Source organism: Halobacterium sp. DL1 (genome assembly GCA_000230955.3).
Taxonomy (GTDB): Archaea; Halobacteriota; Halobacteria; order Halobacteriales; family Halobacteriaceae; genus Halobacterium.
This window is the reverse complement of the sequence record CP007061.1, coordinates 109,552-129,185: the sequence shown is the minus strand read 5'-3', so window position 1 is coordinate 129,185 and position 19,634 is coordinate 109,552. Positions and strand designations below refer to the sequence as shown.

Annotated in this window: 24 protein-coding genes and 1 pseudogene; 16 read left to right on the top strand and 9 right to left on the bottom strand. The window is 58.8% G+C overall.

Annotation, left to right across the window (positions count from 1 at the left end):
- Positions 1 to 137 precede the first annotated feature (137 nt).
- The 15 genes and pseudogenes from HALDL1_00585 to HALDL1_00515 all read left to right on the top strand — a co-directional run bounded on the left by HALDL1_00585 (position 138) and on the right by HALDL1_00515 (position 10,556).
- Positions 138 to 715: pseudogene (locus tag HALDL1_00585) on the top strand (hypothetical protein).
- A 74-nt stretch (positions 716 to 789) separates the two neighbouring features.
- A complete protein-coding gene (locus tag HALDL1_00580) occupies positions 790 to 1,206 on the top strand; it encodes a hypothetical protein (GenBank protein AHG05537.1) in 417 nt (138 codons plus the stop codon).
- Between the two features lie 107 nt (positions 1,207 to 1,313).
- Complete coding sequence (locus HALDL1_00575) at positions 1,314 to 1,805, top strand: hypothetical protein (protein ID AHG05536.1); 492 nt, start codon at positions 1,314 to 1,316, stop codon at positions 1,803 to 1,805.
- A gap of 3 nt (positions 1,806 to 1,808) precedes the next feature.
- On the top strand, positions 1,809 to 2,174 hold the full coding sequence (locus HALDL1_00570) for a hypothetical protein (protein ID AHG05535.1): 366 nt from the start codon (positions 1,809 to 1,811) through the stop codon (positions 2,172 to 2,174).
- 74 nt (positions 2,175 to 2,248) lie between these two features.
- Positions 2,249 to 2,644: a hypothetical protein gene (locus HALDL1_00565; protein AHG05534.1), complete on the top strand. Its 396-nt coding sequence runs from the start codon at positions 2,249 to 2,251 to the stop codon at positions 2,642 to 2,644.
- A 72-nt stretch (positions 2,645 to 2,716) separates the two neighbouring features.
- A complete protein-coding gene (locus tag HALDL1_00560) occupies positions 2,717 to 3,352 on the top strand; it encodes a hypothetical protein (GenBank protein ID AHG05677.1) in 636 nt (211 codons plus the stop codon).
- A 159-nt stretch (positions 3,353 to 3,511) separates the two neighbouring features.
- Positions 3,512 to 3,913 (top strand): hypothetical protein, encoded by a 402-nt coding sequence (locus tag HALDL1_00555; GenBank protein AHG05533.1) that lies wholly within the window; start codon positions 3,512 to 3,514, stop codon positions 3,911 to 3,913.
- Positions 3,914 to 3,936: 23 nt separating this feature from the next.
- Entirely contained in the window at positions 3,937 to 4,215 is a 279-nt protein-coding gene (locus HALDL1_00550; protein ID AHG05532.1) for a hypothetical protein, read from the top strand.
- Positions 4,216 to 4,264: 49 nt separating this feature from the next.
- Positions 4,265 to 4,486 carry a hypothetical protein gene (locus tag HALDL1_00545; GenBank protein AHG05531.1) on the top strand — a complete coding sequence of 74 codons (222 nt, stop codon included), beginning with the start codon at positions 4,265 to 4,267 and terminating at the stop codon, positions 4,484 to 4,486.
- A 123-nt stretch (positions 4,487 to 4,609) separates the two neighbouring features.
- On the top strand, positions 4,610 to 5,611 hold the full coding sequence (locus tag HALDL1_00540; GenBank protein ID AHG05530.1) for a hypothetical protein: 1,002 nt from the start codon (positions 4,610 to 4,612) through the stop codon (positions 5,609 to 5,611).
- A 315-nt stretch (positions 5,612 to 5,926) separates the two neighbouring features.
- Positions 5,927 to 6,034, top strand: a complete 108-nt coding sequence (locus HALDL1_00535; GenBank protein AHG05676.1) for a hypothetical protein — start codon at positions 5,927 to 5,929, stop codon at positions 6,032 to 6,034.
- 406 nt (positions 6,035 to 6,440) lie between these two features.
- Entirely contained in the window at positions 6,441 to 7,370 is a 930-nt protein-coding gene (locus tag HALDL1_00530; protein AHG05529.1) for an LtrC, read from the top strand.
- A 111-nt stretch (positions 7,371 to 7,481) separates the two neighbouring features.
- Positions 7,482 to 8,309, top strand: coding sequence for a hypothetical protein (locus tag HALDL1_00525; GenBank protein ID AHG05528.1), 828 nt, complete (start codon positions 7,482 to 7,484; stop codon positions 8,307 to 8,309).
- Between the two features lie 57 nt (positions 8,310 to 8,366).
- Positions 8,367 to 8,690, top strand: coding sequence for a hypothetical protein (locus tag HALDL1_00520; GenBank protein ID AHG05527.1), 324 nt, complete (start codon positions 8,367 to 8,369; stop codon positions 8,688 to 8,690).
- A gap of 579 nt (positions 8,691 to 9,269) precedes the next feature.
- Positions 9,270 to 10,556, top strand: coding sequence for a cell division control protein Cdc6 (locus HALDL1_00515; protein AHG05526.1), 1,287 nt, complete (start codon positions 9,270 to 9,272; stop codon positions 10,554 to 10,556).
- Between the two features lie 624 nt (positions 10,557 to 11,180).
- Here the strand turns inward: HALDL1_00515 and HALDL1_00510 are convergent.
- Complete coding sequence (locus HALDL1_00510) at positions 11,181 to 11,594, bottom strand: hypothetical protein (GenBank protein AHG05675.1); 414 nt, start codon at positions 11,592 to 11,594, stop codon at positions 11,181 to 11,183.
- A gap of 382 nt (positions 11,595 to 11,976) precedes the next feature.
- Between HALDL1_00510 and HALDL1_00505 the strand changes: the two genes are divergently transcribed.
- A complete protein-coding gene (locus HALDL1_00505; protein AHG05674.1) occupies positions 11,977 to 12,069 on the top strand; it encodes a hypothetical protein in 93 nt (30 codons plus the stop codon).
- Between the two features lie 305 nt (positions 12,070 to 12,374).
- On the opposite strand, the gene HALDL1_00500 is transcribed toward HALDL1_00505, so the two are convergent.
- From HALDL1_00500 to HALDL1_00465, 8 genes are all read right to left on the bottom strand, one after another.
- Positions 12,375 to 13,541, bottom strand: a complete 1,167-nt coding sequence (locus tag HALDL1_00500) for a transposase ISH3 (GenBank protein AHG05525.1) — start codon at positions 13,539 to 13,541, stop codon at positions 12,375 to 12,377.
- Between the two features lie 265 nt (positions 13,542 to 13,806).
- On the bottom strand, positions 13,807 to 13,974 hold the full coding sequence (locus HALDL1_00495; protein AHG05673.1) for a hypothetical protein: 168 nt from the start codon (positions 13,972 to 13,974) through the stop codon (positions 13,807 to 13,809).
- A gap of 909 nt (positions 13,975 to 14,883) precedes the next feature.
- Positions 14,884 to 15,846: an endonuclease gene (locus HALDL1_00490; GenBank protein AHG05524.1), complete on the bottom strand. Its 963-nt coding sequence runs from the start codon at positions 15,844 to 15,846 to the stop codon at positions 14,884 to 14,886.
- A 216-nt stretch (positions 15,847 to 16,062) separates the two neighbouring features.
- Positions 16,063 to 16,962, bottom strand: coding sequence for a DNA-binding protein (locus HALDL1_00485; protein ID AHG05523.1), 900 nt, complete (start codon positions 16,960 to 16,962; stop codon positions 16,063 to 16,065).
- A gap of 736 nt (positions 16,963 to 17,698) precedes the next feature.
- Complete coding sequence (locus HALDL1_00480) at positions 17,699 to 18,229, bottom strand: twitching motility protein PilT (protein AHG05522.1); 531 nt, start codon at positions 18,227 to 18,229, stop codon at positions 17,699 to 17,701.
- Entirely contained in the window at positions 18,226 to 18,456 is a 231-nt protein-coding gene (locus tag HALDL1_00475; protein AHG05521.1) for a hypothetical protein, read from the bottom strand. Before HALDL1_00475 ends, HALDL1_00480 begins: the two co-directional genes overlap by 4 nt.
- 160 nt (positions 18,457 to 18,616) lie before the next feature.
- Positions 18,617 to 18,985: a hypothetical protein gene (locus tag HALDL1_00470; protein AHG05520.1), complete on the bottom strand. Its 369-nt coding sequence runs from the start codon at positions 18,983 to 18,985 to the stop codon at positions 18,617 to 18,619.
- Positions 18,982 to 19,629 carry a transposase gene (locus HALDL1_00465; GenBank protein AHG05519.1) on the bottom strand — a complete coding sequence of 216 codons (648 nt, stop codon included), beginning with the start codon at positions 19,627 to 19,629 and terminating at the stop codon, positions 18,982 to 18,984. Before HALDL1_00465 ends, HALDL1_00470 begins: the two co-directional genes overlap by 4 nt.
- Positions 19,630 to 19,634 lie beyond the last annotated feature (5 nt).

Here is a 19,634-nt window from a genome sequence, read left to right as displayed (position 1 = left end):
GACACTGTGGTCGTCACAGTGATTTCGTGAAGAGGGGGGGCATGACTTCAAACACCATTACGAAGGAAGCCATGCTCAAGAGATGACTGACCACTACTCTGATTTCGAGGAACTACGACCACTTGGCGAAGCGACTCATGTTCCCGACGACAAGCTTTCTGGGCGGGGTAACGCTGGGCAAGGACACCGACACCAAGTGGGCGAAACAGCTCCTCGCAGAACTGGCCGATGGCCTCGAGGCAGATGCCGTCGACGGCTACCTCGCCGGCGAGGATCGACCGTCGACCGTCGTCGAGCCGAAGCCCCGCGCCACTGGACTCACGCTCGACGAGATCGTCGCTGACCACCTCGACTATTCCACCACGAGGCGTTTTTCGTGGTGTCGACGACGTTCGAGGTGGCCGCCTATCGGACGCTGTGGTTCGGGCTGCAGTACGACTCGGAGACAGTCGAACAGGTAGAGACGGTCGGGAACGGCGCGCTCGCGACGGTGCGCTGGTACGACGGCGAGCCGGTTGGCGACGGTCACCTGCAGGGACAGTTCGCGGCCCTCAAACACGTCGTCGGCGACATGATCGACAAAGGCGTCTTCACGCCGTCGACGGCGAGACAGTACCTGAAACGGAAGCTCGCTGAGCGGGTCGGAGACCGACAGGAGCTGCTCATTCCGACCGGAGAATCCCCCTTCGAGAAGGCGAGCCTGAACCACCCATAGTTCGGTCTGCTTTGTGGCAGCTACGGTTTTTCAGGGGCAGAAATGGGTGAGCCCCGACGTAGGCTCGTGATTCGATGACCTCAGACGACGACCCGTTTCACGACTGCGAGTTGGATCCCGAGGCGATCCTCGGAACACACACGTTCGAAGACGTCCTGTTCACCGACGACACGGAAACCGCGGTGAACGTGCTCACCGGCAAGACACCGGCACATTCGCAAGCGACCGTCGAGGAGGCGACGGCGTTCGCGGCGAGCATTGACACCGACACACCACAAATCGCGCTTCCGGCGTCGGTTGAGACGCAAATCGAGACAAAGAGCAAGCCCTACACGGCGGCTGCGTTCTTCCACTTCAAGGCAACTGGCTCGCTCGAGCGTCACCGCGCCTACCACGCCGCCTACGACTCGGACGCGTACATCGTCGACTTTGAAGCGGACTACGAGTCCGGGAATCTGACCATCACCGTCGACCGAGCGGACGAATCCTGAGAGCCGACCGCCAGTGCGAGTTTTTCGAGCGCCGGCGATGGGTGCCGGCGCAGCACGGGGTGAGCGAGTAGCACTCCCGTGTGCGTCGGCGCTTCAAGGTGTTCGAGATGCATATGGTCATTTACGCGCTGATAGAGGCATCGACCCACGACGACGCCCTGGCCAGCGGAAAGACGGTGTTCGACCGTCTGGTCGGCGCGGACCCACATGCCGGCGCCGTCTTCGATTACTACGTGACCTTCGATGAGGAGGACACGTCCGTTGCGGGGAAGGCGCGATGGGGAGACCTTCCGACTGCAGCCCCGATCGATTCCGACGACGGCCAAGACCTGGTCGAGCGTGGCTGGGAGGCGACGAACAAAGAGTTCGAGCGCAACCTTGAGCGGGTGAAGGAAGCGCTTGACGAGCACTCAGATGAGGAGATTATGCGCGACGAAGACCTCGCCCGCCATGCGTTCCATCAGGTTGGTGCATACGACGGGCCGACGATCTTCCTCTACAACGAATACGCGAACGGTATTCGTCACCGCGAACAGCTGGATCGAGTTCTCGAAGAGAGTGAGGAGCTCTGGATCGTCCCTGCCGACGTCCACTTCTAACAGATGGCCCGAATCACTAACTGGCAGCGCGAAAGTCGCACGCCGACGCTCGAGTATCGAAACACCGAAACTGGCGCTCGGGCTGTCCTGCACAAAGCGCCAGACACCTACCGCTACAAGTGGCGTGGCGCTATCCTCGTCGACGGCTACCCGGTGTGGGCGCGAGGGTACGAGACGAAGGACGGGAAATCGTTCCGGGACGAACTCCGGAAGCGGCCTGCGCCCGAACTGAGTTGTCCCGAGTGCCCGAACGACGACATCCTCGTCGGTGAGAAGTCAGCAGACGGGGCGAAGGTCCAGCGCTGGTTCGACTGCCCGGATTGTGGGTACGAAGCACCAACACGCATCGTCTACGGCGCCGAGCGGTGACTGAGCGAACGTCCGTCGCGTTGTTTTTCCTCCGGGCACGAGGGGTGGCCCGGTTCGACCGGGTCAGTCCAACGATGAGCCTTGAAGTACTCAACCGACACAGTGAGGCACTGTTCGAGTTCCTCTGGTGTCCCGTCTGCGGGCAGGAGGTCTTCACCCACATCCCCTTCGAGGGGGTGTTCTGCAAGAACTGCAACACACAGGTTGAACTCCAGGAATCACGGGAGACACGCGGCTACGAGGAGGCCGTCCTCGCCTGCTTCGACACCGACACGACCTGGAACCTCCACGTTGACGAGAAGCTCCGGCGCGACCTCCCGGACGGATCGGCGCGCGTGAAAGTACTGGGAGCTCCGGGCCAATACGAGGTCGACTGGTGGAGTCCAGAACCAAGTGAGGACTGGGAGCCGGTCGAGCGCGGCGAGTTCGGCGATATCGACGAGCCTGCAGACGTTTCCCACCTCGCGTAGGAGGGCTCGATTATCACTGTCGGCCCTCCTGTGGAGTCGGTTTTATGTCCTCTGTGGAAGGATAGCCACTCTATGTATCCAACGCCCTGTCGCTGGGCGACTGACGATGGGCTCACGCACGTCTTCTACAACAACCATATGCCCCCGGGTACCGGATTCGGATGGTCAAGCCTCTGTGATGACGTGCGCGTACCGATCGAGGGGGAACACTTCGACCTAAATGAAGACGTGACAGCAGAGGACATTACGTGTCCCCACTGTCGAGAGCGTCTCGATCGGTCACACGTAGATCTCAACGACGATTCGATGGCCGGCGTGAACGGCTGTCTGGTTCGAGTTGAGAGGGATGAGGGAGGGGAGATCGCGTGGGCTGAGCACTTGTGTGGAGAGGTACTCCATCATTCCGTATCGTTCGAACCGGACTCGTTCAGTGGGAATCTAGCAGACCAGGTCGAAGCGGTGTGTAATGAGTGCTGGGAGGCATACGTTGAGCGGCAATGGAGCAGTGACGTTGAGGGTGCGGAATTGCGGGTCGAAATCTGGGAGGACAATGGTCGCTCGGAGTATTTCGCGGCGACTATCGAAGCGATTCGTGATGGTCCTGAAGGGGCACTCCGATTAGTGAGTGAAAACGGGCTTGAGAAAGAGATCCGTCGTGAAGCAATCGAGTCGATTTCGCTTACGCCAGCCCAACACGTCGATTACTAAGCCTGCTGCCTCCGTGACGGCTGAAAATGTATCGAGATTCGACGATAATCCAGCCCGGGACAGTTCGACGAGATCCTCGTCATGAGTGAATCCTGGTAGCTGTTTGTCGCCCCCTGAAGGGTGCGGGGGTGATCGAACGAGCCTCCCGCGAACAGACCTATGAGTGGAATCAGCGACCCACCCTCGCACGTACAGTCCCGGGCCTCGGAGGATCCCGACGTTGTCTACGTCGGTTACCGTCGTCGAGGCCGTGCCATCGTCGAGAACCAATCGGAGCAAGAACAGCTCACGCCAGAGCGGAGTCTCGCGTTGGCGAACCACAGTCCCTCGGGCTTCGAGTGGGGATACGGCGGGAGCGGGCCGGCCCAACTCGCGCTCGCGCTCCTGCTCGACTACACGGAGGACGAGGCGCTCGCCCTCGATTACTACCAAGAGTTCAAGACCGAGGTCGTGAGCCAACTCGATTGTACGGGTTCCGACGGATGCTGGCGCCTCACCGGCAGTGACATCGACGCAGTGCTTCGCGACCCATCCGAGGAACCGGTCGCACCGTCTATTTGAACACCAATCACCGAGAGATACAAATGTCAAGTCACGATCAGTCGTCTCATTCGAATGGCGAATCGACATCGGACAATACGGGATCGTCGCCAACCGAATACGTCGAACGTAGTGACGTCGGCGTCTCCCTCACCGTGAAGCTTACTCGCGGGACTGGCACCCGCGATCAGGACAAAATCGTGGCCAAAGCGAAAGGCAAGACGCTCGAAGACGCTCGCGAGGACATGGAGATTCTTCGGGAGTACATCCATGATCTCGCAGAGGACGCTCGTCAGATCCAACCCAAGGAAGAAGACGGGTAACGGAGAGGGCTGTTTTTTGTCGCCTCAGTAGTGGCGGAGGCGATCACCAGTGAGCAATCCAGATATTCAATCGGCTGACGCAAGCGAGCTTTCACCAGAACAACGGCTCGAGCCCCCGAATACGCGACTCATCAACGCAGGTATCGTGACGATCAACGATATGGAGACCCTTCAGGAGTGTGTTGCCTACGAGAACGCCCACCAGAATCGGCCACAGATTCTGCGACGCCTCAAGTCGAAAGCCGACGAGCTGCGTGAGGATGAGGAGTGAGCTCCGCTCTTAACCAACATTCCACGAGTTGAAGCGCACAGTGTTGGTTAATAGAGGGTATCCCGGTTTATTGAGCCCCTGAAGGGGCGCGGGGCGGCCAGCAGCGGCCTCGCGAGTTCATTCATGTCCCTCGATTTGAGTACAGACTCCAGCACGGCTAGCGACATCGCTGCCGCCAGACAAGCAGACCAGATAGCGTTCCTTCATCGAGTGCCGTTCACCCTGGATGCCTATAAGCTCGGTTTCCTTCCGGGCTTTCGGGAGGACTGTGGATATCAAGAGACGCAGTATCAGAACCTCAGCATCCCCGTTGGAATGCTCGACAACGACTTCCGGAATCCCGATCTGGAGCGGTTCGTCGACCGCTTCTTCGAGTACGAACCAGAGGTCGGGGTCATCGGCGACGTCGATGAAATCGACGACGTCGACGCCCACGTCGCTGCTGCTCGTGAGATCCAAGCGAGCTATCCCGAGGCCGAGCTCATCGTCGTCCCGAAGTCACAGGCGGTGATCGACGCGATCCCTGAGACCCTCGTCCTCGGGTATTCACGGGGATACGCCGACCGCCTGGCCCACGAGTTCTCCGACCCAGCCGATTGGAGAGGGCGGCGCGTCCACATCCTCGGTGGGAGTCCGCCAAAGCAGCTCGACGCCATTCGACAGTTGACCAGACCGACACTCACCGACGAGCCACCGGCCGACATCGTCGGCGTCGACTGGAACGGGTTGCATCGTGGCGCACAGTTCGGTGAATTCTGGACGGCCGACGGCTGGGACGACAGCGGTCGCGACGCCGACCACGTCACCGTACGAAAGACGGTGCGCCACAGCCTTGCCCGCGTCCGTGAGTTTTGGAGGACCCACGGAATCTGGCCCGAATCGACACCGCAAGACGAGGGGCTCAACGTCGAGTACGAGGGACCGAGTCCTGCCGATCTCGAGGGCGCCGCCTGTTCCGAGTGCGGGACGAACGTCTGGCGAACTCGCCGCGGCCCGTACGTCGCTGAATACGATACCGGCGCAATCTGTGGATACTGCAGCTACGAGTGCTACTTCAGTCACCGTCACCGGAACAACCTGGAGGAAATCGCCGGCGAGCAGAGCGTCTACATCCCGCCGGCGTGACTTCGCGACCTGTTTTTCGGGCCCCGGGAGAGGGCGGAGGCTCGTTCGTGAGTCTTCGTCCAGAGGTGACTTTCCGTGAGTCAGCAACAAACTGCAGACGACGTTTCAGTCGATGAGATTCCAATCGATACCTCGACCACCCAGTCCGGGGAGATCGAGCCAGCCGACGTACCCGCAGAAATCGAGTCGATCACCCGTGGTTTAGCAAGCGAACAGCCCCCGACGAACCCACTGGTCGTCCTCAAGGCGGCTCGCTGGTGGTATATTCATGGAAAAGGTGGAACTGATCCCGCGTTTCAGTGGGCTATCGAGTGGGTGCGACATATTGCGACCGACACGCCGAGCGACGTCGAGCGGTTCGATGCGTTCCTCGAGTATCTCGTCACGGTCGGCTTCGCTGACGAAACGGAATCGCTCCGATAAGCAGTTTTGCCATTCACACCGTGGGGTACCTGGCCGGACACTACCGGACAGAAGCGTTTTCGACAACAAGCTGTGCAGACGGAACGAGAGCCCCTCAGAACTGGTAGCGAGCGACATCCTCCCCACCGCAGGTGGGACACGTCTCGGTATCCGCCGAGAGAGTCGTGCCACAGTGGCGACACTCATACAGGGTGGACGTGGTGGCCGTGCGAGTGCTAACAACCCCACGAAGTGCATCGACGAGACCCATCCTCTCGGTGGTAGTGTCGCACTGATTGTTAATCCCAGCCCCGATAGCACCCCCGAGATAAACCCCGCAGTCGCACCGTCGTTTATTGTGCGCCCCCGAGGGGTGCGGCGCGTGCTGAACTGACGCAGTTGCCGTGAACTCGATTCGGTGAATCCTATGGCTACGACCAGTGACCCGTCGGCCTCCTTTGAGGAGACCGACACACGGAACGCCGAGATGCACAGCACCATCGAAAATTGGATAGACGACCTTGTTGCAGACGTCGACGAGGCGAAGGCCAGTGAGGAGTTCCAAGAGTGGCTCGACATCCAAAGTCAGTTCCACGACTACTCCCATCGGAACACGCTCCTGATCACCCTCCAGTGTCCCCAGGCGACAAAAATCGCGGGCTACAACACTTGGCGGAACGAGTTCGACCGGCACGTCCAGGAAGGCGAACAGGCCATCTGGATCTGGGCACCAATTATTACGAAGCAATGCCCGGAGTGTGAGAACTCGCAGAGCTACCACGAGCAAAGCGACTGTGAGTACGACGAGACGCCGCCCGACGAGTGGTCGAACGGACTGGTCGGGTTCAAGCCAACCTCTGTGTTCGACGTCTCCCAGACCGAGGGCGAACCACTACCCGAGCTAGAAACCGAGGCCACGGGGGATGCCCAAGACCTGGTTCCCGTGCTCCTCGGCGCGGCGGACAATCTCGATGTCGAGGTTCGCATCGTCGACGCTGCCGACTGGGAGCACGGCAGCGCGAAGGGTGTCTGCAAATATCGGAGTAAGCGTGATCTTCACCCAGTCGTCGAGGCGAAAGCCCGCCCGAATCAGGCCGATCTCGCCGTGACGCTCATCCACGAGTACGCGCACGCGCTGCTCCATTCCGACGTCGACGACGCGACCGAGCGGTCGAAACGTGAGGTCGAGGCAGAAGCCGTCGCGTACATCGTCGGGCGGTATTTCGACCTGGATACGAGCGGGTCAGCGTTCTATCTTGCCGCGTGGCAGGGCGACGATGCGGAGGGCATTCAGGAACGTCTCGGGCGGATCAGTTCGACCGCACAGAAGATCATCGACACGGTTGCAGAGGGCTGAACACGCGGTTCTCACTGTTAACCAACGGTCAGACGGTAAGACAGTGTTTCGTTGGTTAAGTTTTTCAGCGCCCGCCGAGGGGCGGAGGCGCATTCCGACCTCCGTCGAATCATGAGTGAACTGTATCTATCCGCTGTCCTCGATGAGGCGGAACGGGTTGCAGAACAACACGACCAGATCGCCCGGTCGGCGGACGATCCAGCACACGAGTATCTACGGTACGCCGTCCTCCGGCTGCTCGAAGGCGAGACTGACGAGATATCTACGGACGTGCCCGAGATCGGCGGCGTGACCGTTGGGTATGGAGAGGATGAAGCGATGTTCGACAGTTGGGGTGACGACGTCGAGTGGTGGGATATCGTCCCACCACGAGAGGAGTGTACCCGTTTCCGGATCTTCTACCCTGACGAGTACGAAATCGTCCCGCGCGTAATCGTCGACGTGATGGCCGCCCTCGGCGCGTGGCGCGTGTGGGCTGGGAACGCCGCGGCGTGTGGCTCCTACGACTATCGCGAGCGCCGTGAAGTCCACTATCTCTGGCCAGAAGGCCATCCGGTCGAGGAACTCCTTCAAGATTGGCTCCAGGGTCCTGCCGCTGCCGTCGCGCCGGACGGTGGACGAACTGGCGACGTTCGCGATCGGATGGTCGTCACGAAGCACTCGAACCAGCGTGCGGACCTCGAACCGCGAACCCGACGCGCCGTCGACGAAGCAATGGCAGTCTCGCTGCTCGAAAAGGGCGGTCGCTACGAGGTGCAGTCAGCCTCGGGGAGCTGGTATGAAGTCGACGTGATCAGCGTATCCTGCACCTGTCCGGACTGGCAGCAACGAGCGCCCGAGGGCGGCTGCAAACACATCCGCCGGGTGGACCACGAAATCAAGCAGGGACGGGTTCCCCGCCCGGACGGTCGACTCCCGACCGGGTCAAACCAGAGATGATTAACCAACAGAACTATCGATTGATGGCTTTTGTTGGTTAACACGAGGCGACAGCCGATGTCCTACGAGCCACCGACCCCGCCAGCAGGACTTCCAGCCGAATTAGTCGACACTCTCAACGAGGCCTCGCCGGAACAGCTTCGGGACGTAGCCCGCTACGCTGAGGGGCTAGCCGAACACAAGGAACGGGAAGCCCGTCTTGAAGGGGAACCGGACGAAAACGATATCGAGGAACGCCCCGACGATCTTCCAGACGACGTCCCCTCGAAAGCGACGATCACGATCAAGGAAATTAACGACAATCGCTACTACTACTGGCAGTGGAGAGAAGGAGAGAAGGTCCGCTCCCAGTACAAAGGTCCGATCAACCCGGACGAATAGAATGACGGAGTCGGGGACAATAGATTTCTATCAATATTCCCCCCGTGTTCGAAGTGTAAATCGATAGCTGGCAGTCGGAAGACTGGAAGACCAAACCAGTTTTTACATCGATGACGAGGAGTGGAACCCACAAGTTACACTTCGATTCCGGGTGTCAGACAGACAGCTTACACGTCGATGGAGTGGGTAGAATTGACTGTACTGAATATCGAACCATCAGATTAGCAAGAAGGCGAAGTAGCTCGCGTTACACATCGATGACGGGGAGTCCCTTATAGGAAATACTTCGGTGTCGGTCCCAACAGAGACGGCACTGATCATCCGAATATAGGAGATAAATTGGGTAGAACTGCCGGATAAACATCGATGGAGGTAAATCTTTTTAACGCCTCGGCGTACAGCAAGCGTATGGCCGGTAGTGATCAGGATGGAGCGGACCAATCTACCCTCGACGAAGGAACTCGTTCTAGAGCTGACGCAGAACACATAGAAGCCGGTGGGGAGAATGCTACCGGGAACGTGATACCGGAGCAAACCGAGGAGACTGTAGAGGACAGTACACAGCGGTCAATTCGGGATATGCTCGACGATGAGGGAGAAGCATCCGTTTTTGTCAATCGAGATCTCGTCGAGCCGGACACGATCATCGATGAAGAGCGAATCGTCGGACGTGATGACCAACTCGAGTCCGTCGTTTCGTTTCTGAAACCGACTCTCCAAGGAAACCGGCCTCCGAATATGCTGCTGTACGGGCCAGCTGGGACGGGAAAATCACTCATTATCGGGGCAGTCACACAGCAGATCATCGAGCTCTGTCAGTCCAAAGGCGAACACTTCGGCGTTGTCGACATCAACTGCCAGCCGATCAATACCCTCGATCAAGCTGTCTTCGAACTCGTCCAAACCGTCGCGAAGGACGTCGGTGCAGAGGTCGGCGTCCCAGAGACGGGAGTGTCGACGAAGCGCAAGTATCGGCGCTTGTATGAGCTGATCAACGAACACTACGACTCAGTCATTTTCATCCTTGACGAGATCGATCTCCTGGTCGGCCGACGAGCGAACGACGAACCCGCCTACTCGAAACTGCTCTATCAGCTATCGCGAGCAAGTAACACGAACGAAATCGAAGGACAAGTATCAGTCGCAGCTCTGACGAATGACCCCAAATTCATGGAGGATATCGACGGTCGTGCCGAGAGTTCATTCAATCCACGGGACGTCTATTTCCCCGATTATGATGCTAATCAGCTCCGCCAAATACTCGAGAACCGTCGTGACGCCTTCCGGTCCGATGCGTTAACTGACGACGTGCTACCGCTCGTTTCAGCATTCGCGGCCCAAAGCCATGGAGACGCACGAAAGGCAATCGACTTATTCCGCGGTGCCGGTGACCTCGCGGATGAACGGGGTGACGAGAAAGTTCGCGAAGAACACGTCCGCGAATCTCAGGAAGAAATCGACAAGGACCGCTCACTGAAGTTAATCGAGGGTCTGACCACCCAGAAGAAGATATCCCTCTACGCGACCGCCTCCGTCGCCCATTTCTCCAATTGGTCCGGGAGTTCCGTCCCGAGTCCGGTCGGCTTCAAAGTCTACCAATGGATTACCGATGAGATCGATGCTGACCAGATGACGCGGGAGACCTATGTCAAGTACGTCAAAGAGCTCTCCACGTATGGTCTCATCTCGACCTCACGGAAGAGTCGAGGCCGTGGTGGCGGAATGTACATGGAGTTCACGTTCACGGGGGATCCCGAAGCCATGATGAATCGGATCGTCGACGACACTCGTTTGGAAGCTATCTCCGATCAGGAGGACCTCCTCCAGTCCGTCGTTAACGCCCAGTTGAAGGAGTTCCACAATTAGTGAATTTGCAGATAGATTCAGAAGATTCTCTCGAGAGACACCCCCCGTATTCGATGTGTAAACTCGAATCAGATCTCATAGGAGCGTGACTCGGCTCTCGCATTCGACAAGTTCGGATTTCGCGCAGGAGTTGAGAGTGCCCATTTCTCCACCCAGACCACGAGTATCACCTGCGTTTGTCCCGAGTATTGAACACCCACCCCCCGTCATCGAAGTGTAAACATGTGAGAGTCGGGGTGGGCGAAAGTGCGGGTGAAACCGTTGACAGCTGGTTTAGAGTCTAATAACGGTGATATCGGGGAGAACGACAGCGCTGATCAGCGGCTATACCATTACTCGGTTTATTGAAGTAACCTTCTCAAAACCTCGTGTAATGGTACATTACGGCTATGGTTATAATGGAGGTCATATAAATCTTCGTCAGACAAAGGACTAACCCAATTTAGACCTTATTTGGATGTCTAAACACGTTTCAAGACGTATTCCGGCGTTTCTAGCTGTTTTGACTATTCTCACATTCCACCCCCTCCCCTCTTCTGAAGAGTTTACACATCGATGACGGGGGGAGGGAGGGGTCATTCTCCGTGGTAGCGGATCACTTGCCGCCAACGGATGTGAATGCCGTCACGGCCATCTCTTGGGTCTCGGCAAGTTCCCGATGAATATCCGTTCGGTCCCTCCCAAGCGGTGACAACGCGCTCTCGACAGCTCGAACCAACTGCGTCTCGTAGTATGTGGCGTCGTAAGTCCCGATTTCCTCATGGGCAGGTCGACACGGTCCCGCGTGGATTTCTCGTTGTCGTCGACCACATGCTCGATATCCTGGCCCGGGTGGACAGCGAGGTCTCGATCGCGATGCCGCCAGTATGCGAACGTCGTTTGGTAGTACACGCCGCCGTCGACGCGGTAGACAGGTGTCTCGAACTCGTCGCCAACGAACCGCGGGCCCATTCGGGTTCGCTCACCCTCGAGATGGCTATCGGCGGCCGTTGCGACCGGCGTCGTGAGCTCGTCGCGCCTGCTCCGGCTGACGAGCACCGGGACGTCATAGCCGTCGGCGTAGGTCGATACCCGGGCGAGCGCCCGTGCCTGGAGGGCCGCCGTGTGTGTCTCACCGAGGGTATCGTTGGCGCGCTACTGCGTGTCGACGGCCGACACGACGATGAACGAAGGGGTGTGCGGGGACGATTTTTCGTCGCGACCCGTCGATTTTCAACCGCGCGTTCCGGTGTTGGCAGTGGATTCCTGGATAGATTGGTTCACCGCCGTCGGGAGATTACTGACGGCGCCGTAGTGTTGGTAGGCAGTGGAAGCCGCGTGCGACATGAATTCGATCAAGCAACCGCTGGCTGGGCGCTATCTGGGCGAGTGTCGTCGTCGTCGCGTGTCCGTTTGCGTCGATCCAGAAGGTGGGCCCGTCGTGCAGGAGGAGGTGGTCGAGCACGAGCGACTGCAGGATCGGGACGCCGCGGCCCCCCTCTACGTCGAGCAGCGTGACTCCGTCGTCGAGTGACGGCAACAGCATCTCGTCCGTAGCCGGATCGGCCTGATCCGCAAGGGACCGATTGCGGTCGGCCCCTCGTGTCGGCTGATTCACTGCCAATCGGTTCGACGTTGAGTGTTCTCCCATACTCAGTACCTCACAAAGCATCCTCGGCTAGCTGTTTCTGCGGCCTGAGTTCTGTGTCGAAGCGGTTGTACTGACGGTCTCGACGAGAGAATTACGGACGGATCGACGGAGAGCTGTCGCTGTCGGCGGCGGTCAGCCGCCGACGCGACAGCGTCGCCACTCACTCCGCTGGCTTGCTCGGTCGGTGGTTAGCGGTGGAATCGGTCGTCAGGTGGCCGATTCGCGGGGACGGCCCGACGCACCGCGAGGGCCGTCCACGCAGCTCGTCGAATCATATTGACGAACTCCTTGTACGGCCACCACCAGAGGCGACGCCCGCCTCGGCGGGGCGTCGCCACATACTCGTAGTGAAGGTACCGCCAGACGTTCTGTAAGAGGAGACTCACCACCACGTACAGCAGCCGTACCGTTGGATCTCGTGTTGTCGTTGTCGCTATCGCTTGCTCAAACAAGCGATAGCTTGACTCGATACCGAAGCGTTTCGAGTAGTGGTATCGAGCGTCCCGTGGTGAGTCGATGAACGGCGCGTCAGCGGCGTAGCCGTGACGCGCCACACCGTTCTCGTCATACTTCCCATTTAGGTACGTACAGTCGATGTAGACGGGAAAATCGACGGTCCAGCTGTGACCGTCGAGTTTCCCCGTCAGATCATGCTGAATGACGCGACTCCATCCTTCCGAGAGCTCTTGCTGAATCGCCTCACCCCACCGGATGATCGGGATCACGTACGCGTAATTGTGCGCCTGAAGCAGCGTGAGACACTTACTGTCGTAGAATCCGCGATCAAGGTAGACGGCCTTGACCCCGGCGTCAAGGCCGTCGAGGACACCGAAGAACTCAGCGAGGACACTACTTGCGGTATCGCCGTCTTTGAGACGGCGTACCGCCAGCGTGTAGCGTTTGTTCTTCACACGCGCGTAGAGTGTGGCATAGGCGTGGAACGCAGTGGTTCCACGCTTCGCTACCGAGTGATAGAGGCCGTCTGTGTCGTCTTCGTCACCGTAGTAGGGCCGCAGGTGGAGGTCTGCGCAGACCTCCACCTGTTCGGGGAGCAATTCATCGAGATCCTTTCGCAGGAGCGTGTTAGCGACTCGTTCGAGCCGTTCCGGCTCGAACTTCGTCCGAAGATGGTAGAGGACCGTGTTCCCAGCGGGTGAGTTCTGGCTCGACGCACAGAGCGTAGAGACAGAGGTCCCGTCGGCGCAAGCGCCGACGAGGACCTCATAGATGTCTTCAGCAGTGATTTCAGCGTTATTGGCTAACGAGAGCGAAACTTCCTCGTCAAGGCGGTTGACGAGAAAGTTAAGAAGCTGGTCCTCGTGGATCTCACCGTCTGCTTGTTTGGTTTTAGACACACCTTCAGCAAGCAGACGTTCTAACTAAGCGGCTTTGTGAAGTACTGAGTTTCAATATAAACTTCCGGTTATGTCCGGTCCCCGAGTAGCGGAGCTGTTAAATCACCTTGCACACAGAGGAGATGTCCTGAAGAGTCTAGAAGAAGGACACTCTGACAGCCGTGAAATTGCAAATAAAGCCGATAAATCTCGGTCTTCGGTTGATCGAGATATTCGTCTTCTCAAAGATGATGGTTACGTAAAAGAGTATGTCGGTGATTATCAGCTAACGCAGTTTGGTAGATTTGCCCTCCAGGTATACCAATTGGCTGAACGCCTGGCCTATGCTGAACCTATTGGTCAGTATCTCCCGCCTGAGGCTCCGTTTGCTCTTCTGAAGGATGCTGAAGTCCGGGAAGCAAGCGGGACGCTTCCACAACGACCTATCGACCATGTAGCTGAACTCATTAGAGAAGCACAGGTAGTCAAAATCGTTGCGCCTGTTGTCTATCCCTCTATCACTACCGAACTTGTCTCACGGCTCCAAGATGGAGGAATAACTGTAGAGATTCTTATGACCGAGGACGTGCAAAATGAACTTTGGACCACATTCCCTGATGAGATGAAAGCGTGCATGAAGAGTGATTCCTGTACGCTTCAACGAACTAATAATGAATTGCCGTTTGGGATGGTAATCCTCGAGGACAAAACCCTGTGTCTGGGCGTATATGATGATTCTATGCGATTGCTTGGGACAATTACGACCCGTTCAGAGGATGCTGTAGAATGGGGAATCAGCACCTATCGCAAGCACCGAAAAGAGAGTGAGGAGATATTCTATCGCGGAGGAAGCCACAATTCGAGTAAAATATCTACTAGATAATATTGCTCAATCACAATCATGTTGCTGAATCCGCTCTGGGAGTCCGACTTTCCCACAGACGGGACACTCCCGCAGTGGTGTCGGCGGCAGGTCGTTCCAGGCATCCAGAGCAGCCGTTAACTGTGCTTCGACGATTGGTGAGTCGGTCGTGCGGCGGGCTTCGCGGAGGTGAATGCGAAGCCGTTCACGGGCCGTGAGGGTACGTTCTCCGGACATGGGTCTCGGGGGCACGTCTTGGTGTGCCCTCCGCCCCTCTGGGGGCAGACAAACACACTGTCTCGCGACAGCGGGCTTGCCCCTCGGGACACCACCTCCAAAGCTGTGGTCCCGGTTGTGGCTGCCGGCCGACCGCAGGGAGGCCGGGAGCGGAGGGTGGGGCGGTGGGGCTTGGGCTGGTCTGGCAGTAGAATATCAACTGGTCGCTACCTACCCTATCGGTATTCAGTCAGCTACACGTTCGACGGCCGTCTGATACGAAATTCACCGTGTATCAAGGCGAAGCGGTGAGGCCCGCTCCCAGAGATGATGATGCTCGACACACACCGTAATGAGGTTGTCCAGACGGTTGGCCCGCTCGAAGTTGACCTCATTCTCGACATCGCCGAACGCACTTAGTGGCCGAATGTGGTGCACGTGAAGCCCTCTCGTGAACTCCTCTCGGTGCGCCTCTTGCGTCCACTCACAATCCGGCGTCTGGCAGGTGTAGTTATCGCGTTCGAGTGCTTTCTGTCGTTGCTCCTCCCAGTTGTCCCCGTATTCCCGCCACTCGTGGGCTGGCTGTTCCTTCCAGTTGTAGTTATCTGGGCCAGATGGGCGACCAACCGGCTCGTACCCAGCCGCCCGAATTGCAGCTTGCCAGCCCTCCCAGCGGTTAAAATAGGGCCGACGCGAAAACTCACCGTGGTCATTCATCTCCTGCGCTGTGGGGGCCTTCCCTAACTCGTCGACAAGCCGGTGAATCTCTTCGAGTAACGCTTCATCAGTAATGCGATGGCGCTTGTGAGGGTCGTATCCAGCTGCCTCCAACGCCTCGTTCCAACTTCCAAAGCGATCCTGCGCGATTGTGACCGTGAATTTCCCCTTCGAGCGCATTTCGGACGCCGTTGGCGGGGTACCGGTCTCCGTTGCAAGCCGACTGATTTCGTCAAGGATTGCGTCCTCGGAAATCCGGTGTTGCTTTACCGGCTCATATCCCGCGGACTGGAGCGCCTCCGTCCAGCTGCCAAACCGGTTTTCGTACGTCCCAGCTGAATACGCTCCAACTGTATCCATTTCTGTGGTCGTCGGTGAACGACCGAACTCGTCTACTAGACGATCTATTTCAGCCAATAATTGTGCTTCGGAGATTCGACGACTATGGCTACTGCTGTGGCCACCTAGCACGTCCTTGGTGTCAAAGGACTCACCACAGACATCGCAGGTTAGATCACGATTACCCGTCATTTGTACTACCCGGAGCGCTCGTGCGCCCGCACCCCTCTAGGGGCCCGATAAACCCGCTTGGATCGCGCCCCCATTCCCCCGCTTTGTCGGATGAATGTTGGACCGGTGAATGAGGTCGTGGCTGCGCGCGCAGCGAAGCGAGCACGGAGCGGAGGGTGGGGCGGCGGGGTCTGGGTCGGTCCGGCACGTAGCAAAAAAGAAGGCCGCGCACGCTGGCTACGCTTCCCACCACCGACCGCGCTCGGGGAAGTGAACGGTGCTCCACCCGGTTAGAGCCACGGAGACGCGCCCATTGTACCAGTTCTTCGCCGCTCCGTGAATCCGCACGCGCTCGCCCTCTTCGATCCAGGGTTGGTCACTCGCAACCCATGACGTCACCTTCGTTTTCCCACTGTCGTCCGCGATTAGCCCGACTTGCGCGATGGCCGGCGAGTCCGCATCCCAGAGCACCTCGACTCGGCCCTCGATGCTCACCTCTTTGCGATTGACGTTCTCGAGCTTCCCAATGGGAATCACCGTCCCAGGTGCCGTCTGCAACTCCTCGAACACCCCGACGACCGCACTCGTCAGGTCTTTCCCACCGACGACGGCTTCACCCAGCCGCCGACCAATCGCTGCTCGCGACCAGCCATCCAGTTTCTTCGCCAGCCGCATCGACTGCTTGTTCACCGCCGCTAACTGCTCCTGCGTGAGTTCTGCACGAGGATCGCCTCGCTCCGGGTCAGCCATCGGATTCACGCTCGCCGCCCGCTTCTGGAACTCCACACGCCGCTCAGCGCTCCGCTTCGCTGCGATATCTCGCGTCCGCTTCGCGCGTCCCTCCTGCTGACTGAGTTCAGCCTGGGCACTGATGTGCTCCAACTCGGCCTCCCGCGCCTCGATGCGTTCCTCCTGTTCGAGGGTCTTCCCGAACATGTGATCCGGGCCTTCCTCGACCCGCGCGTCAGGATGGTTGGAATCGACTTTCGCCTGCACTTCCATGTCGACCGTTGCCCGGAACTCCGGCGTCTCGTCGACGACCGGGAACCCGTCTTCATCGACCGTCTGACCGCCCGCTTTCTCGAATGCCTGTTCATCCACCGTAACGACCTTGCTACTAGAGCTGTTACTTGACATTGGTCTCACCAAAGACCGAAGGCGCGTACGCGCCGACACCGCGATGCTGCTACATCGCGGTTTTCCGACGACACCGACCGACAGAACCATCTGCGCGCTCTCGCTCGCGCCTTCGCGAGCGCCCCCTTGGGCGCGAGCGAGAGCGCGCCTGCATGAGGTGGCCCCAACCAGCACCGCGCGCCGACCCGCCCGGAGCGAGCGGCCAGCGCATTCCCCGTTCGCCGCGACGCAACCACGTCCGTCGCGGTCGGCGCAGCCGAGGTCCGGAGGACCCGAACGGGTGAAGCGCTGGCGTCGAGACCAGATTCATTTTAGCCCGGAACGGGCGCGGGCGGTGCGGAGAGCGCCCGCACGCCCGGAATGGTCGGTCGCGAGCGACGCGGAGGGCGGAACGCGGCGAGCGGTGCGAGCCGGGACGTACACACCAGCCAACCGATGGAGAGCGCTTACCCAGCAACAGAACCGGGGCGGGACTGAAAGGGGCCGACCGCTCGTCGTGCCCCGGCGACGCAAGCACCGCAGGGACGAGGCGCGCAGCGAGTCGCGACCGGCGAGCGGTCGGGGGCTTTCGAGGTGACCGCACCTGTCGCTAGAAGCTGGTTGTCCTTCTAGAGGACCTATGACGGGACCTTCGGGACGTCACTGCGACTCCCCGAAACGTATGATGGTTCCAGCACCATTAAGCAGCGTATCCGTACTGCCCTCCACTGCTGTGGCGATCACTACGACGGTGGTGCTATTCCTCGAAGTCCTCAGGCAGGGCTGCAGTCACGCTGTCGACCGGCGCGTAGTAATTCCGCTCCTCAATCCACGTCGTAAGCCACTCATCCGCCGTCTCGACGGTCAGTTCCTTGAGAACAACGCCGCGAACCAGCAAGCCGATCGACCCGGTGAGCGCTATGTCGTACTCGGCCGCGAGCGCTCGGGCGGGCCCGTCATCCGTCACGAGCGTCCCATCAGCCGTGTGCGCAGCCACCAGGGCTTCGGCTTCGCCGGGATCGAGACGGGTCTGCACCGTCGGATAGTCCTGCTGGAGCTGCTCCGGTGCCGTCTCCACAATCCCGATCCGCCCCGACTCAAGACCATCGAGGGCGTGCTCTAGATACGCGTAGCCGACCTCACGGCCCTGCTCCAGTTCGGTTCGGACCGCGGGAACTGTCCAGAGGTCATCAAGCGTCGTCGTGAGCCAGGTGACGGAATCAGTGCTCGCGTAGTTACTGAGCACTGTTGCGTCGAGGACAACAGGCCGCGAAACCGGCTCGCTCATTCAAGGTCGAGCGCCACATCGACTTCGTCTTCGAGTTCGTCCATGGACTGCGGGCCGAGCTGCAGCTCAACACCGGCCTCCTGAAGGAGTTCCTCCATCTCCCAGCGAGTCACGCCGGTCCGCTCGGCGGCCTTGCCGAGCGAGATCTCGCTGAGGACGTAGAGCCCGATCGTGGTCGCGAGCTCCTGTTTGTCCTCGACAGCGTTACGGCGGCGATCAGTAGCCATGGGGTCTACCTGAATAAAGGGGCGGTGGACTCATTAATGTGTCTCCAAGGAGGAGTCGGTCGCGAGCGACGCGGAGATCTGGATGGACCGTCCTAATGTGGTTGAAAAAGGAGGGATGGTCAGTACAACGCCGGGTCTTGTTTTCCGCGTTACCACGGGATTATTTGCGTTCTGACGCTTGGATGCGTCCGACCACGACCTTTCCCATTGGCCACGACCAGATGACCACGAGCAGGCCGATCTCCGCTGCCGTCGGCAACCCACGTGGAAGCAACACGAGCCCGATGAGTATGATGCCCGCCATAATGATGAAAAACCGCATATCGTTCTCCACCAGCTCTTGGGCTACGCGGGTCTGCTTTATCACCAGACCCACAATGGTTACAATAGCGCCTCCAATGACCCCAATTATTAATATAGTTCCATCGAGACTGGCGGGGAGACGGCCTCCCCAGAACTCGAACCACACCAGTAGAGTGAGGAGGGCTGAAACGAGGAGATCTGGTGCGATAGATCGGTTCAATTTCATCGGTCCATCAGCGCCCGGATCATTTCCTCCATTTGTTCAAGTACATCCCGTTCGGAGCTGGAGACCCGCTTAGGTATGAGGTAGTTCACATCGAGGTTTGAGAGTGTCTGGAACACTTGTATCGAGTCAAACTCTCGATCACACAGCACTGTCTCGATTGGAACATGCTCTTTCGCTCGTCGAACGAGCCGTCGCACAGTACGATGGATCTGATTCGACGGGTTCTCATCCCACTCAGAGCTCTCTCGAACCGGCTCGACAGCCAAAATCAGCGGGATGTTCTGCCCGATGATCGACAGCGTCGCAAATTTGAACGCTCGACCGTCCCTGTCTTTCGTCCCGCTGACCATCGACATCTCCTCGACATCTCCATAATAGGGAATGGTGGTGATGTCGATCGCCGCAGTGACTGGACGGCGGAATGAGGATTCAGAAGCAATCACGGAAAGCAAGCGATCCGTTGTCTCGTAGAAGCCGTCGACAAGCTCGTCAGGATCGAACTGCTTGACAGTGCGAAGGTGGGTATCGCCATGTGGGCCGTAGTCCTCGCCACGCCGGTACTGAAAGCGAGTAGCTCCCTGCGTGGCTCCGCACCGAACCATTCCCATGAATGTCTGTAACTCGAAAAATTGGTCGTGTTGCAAAGCGG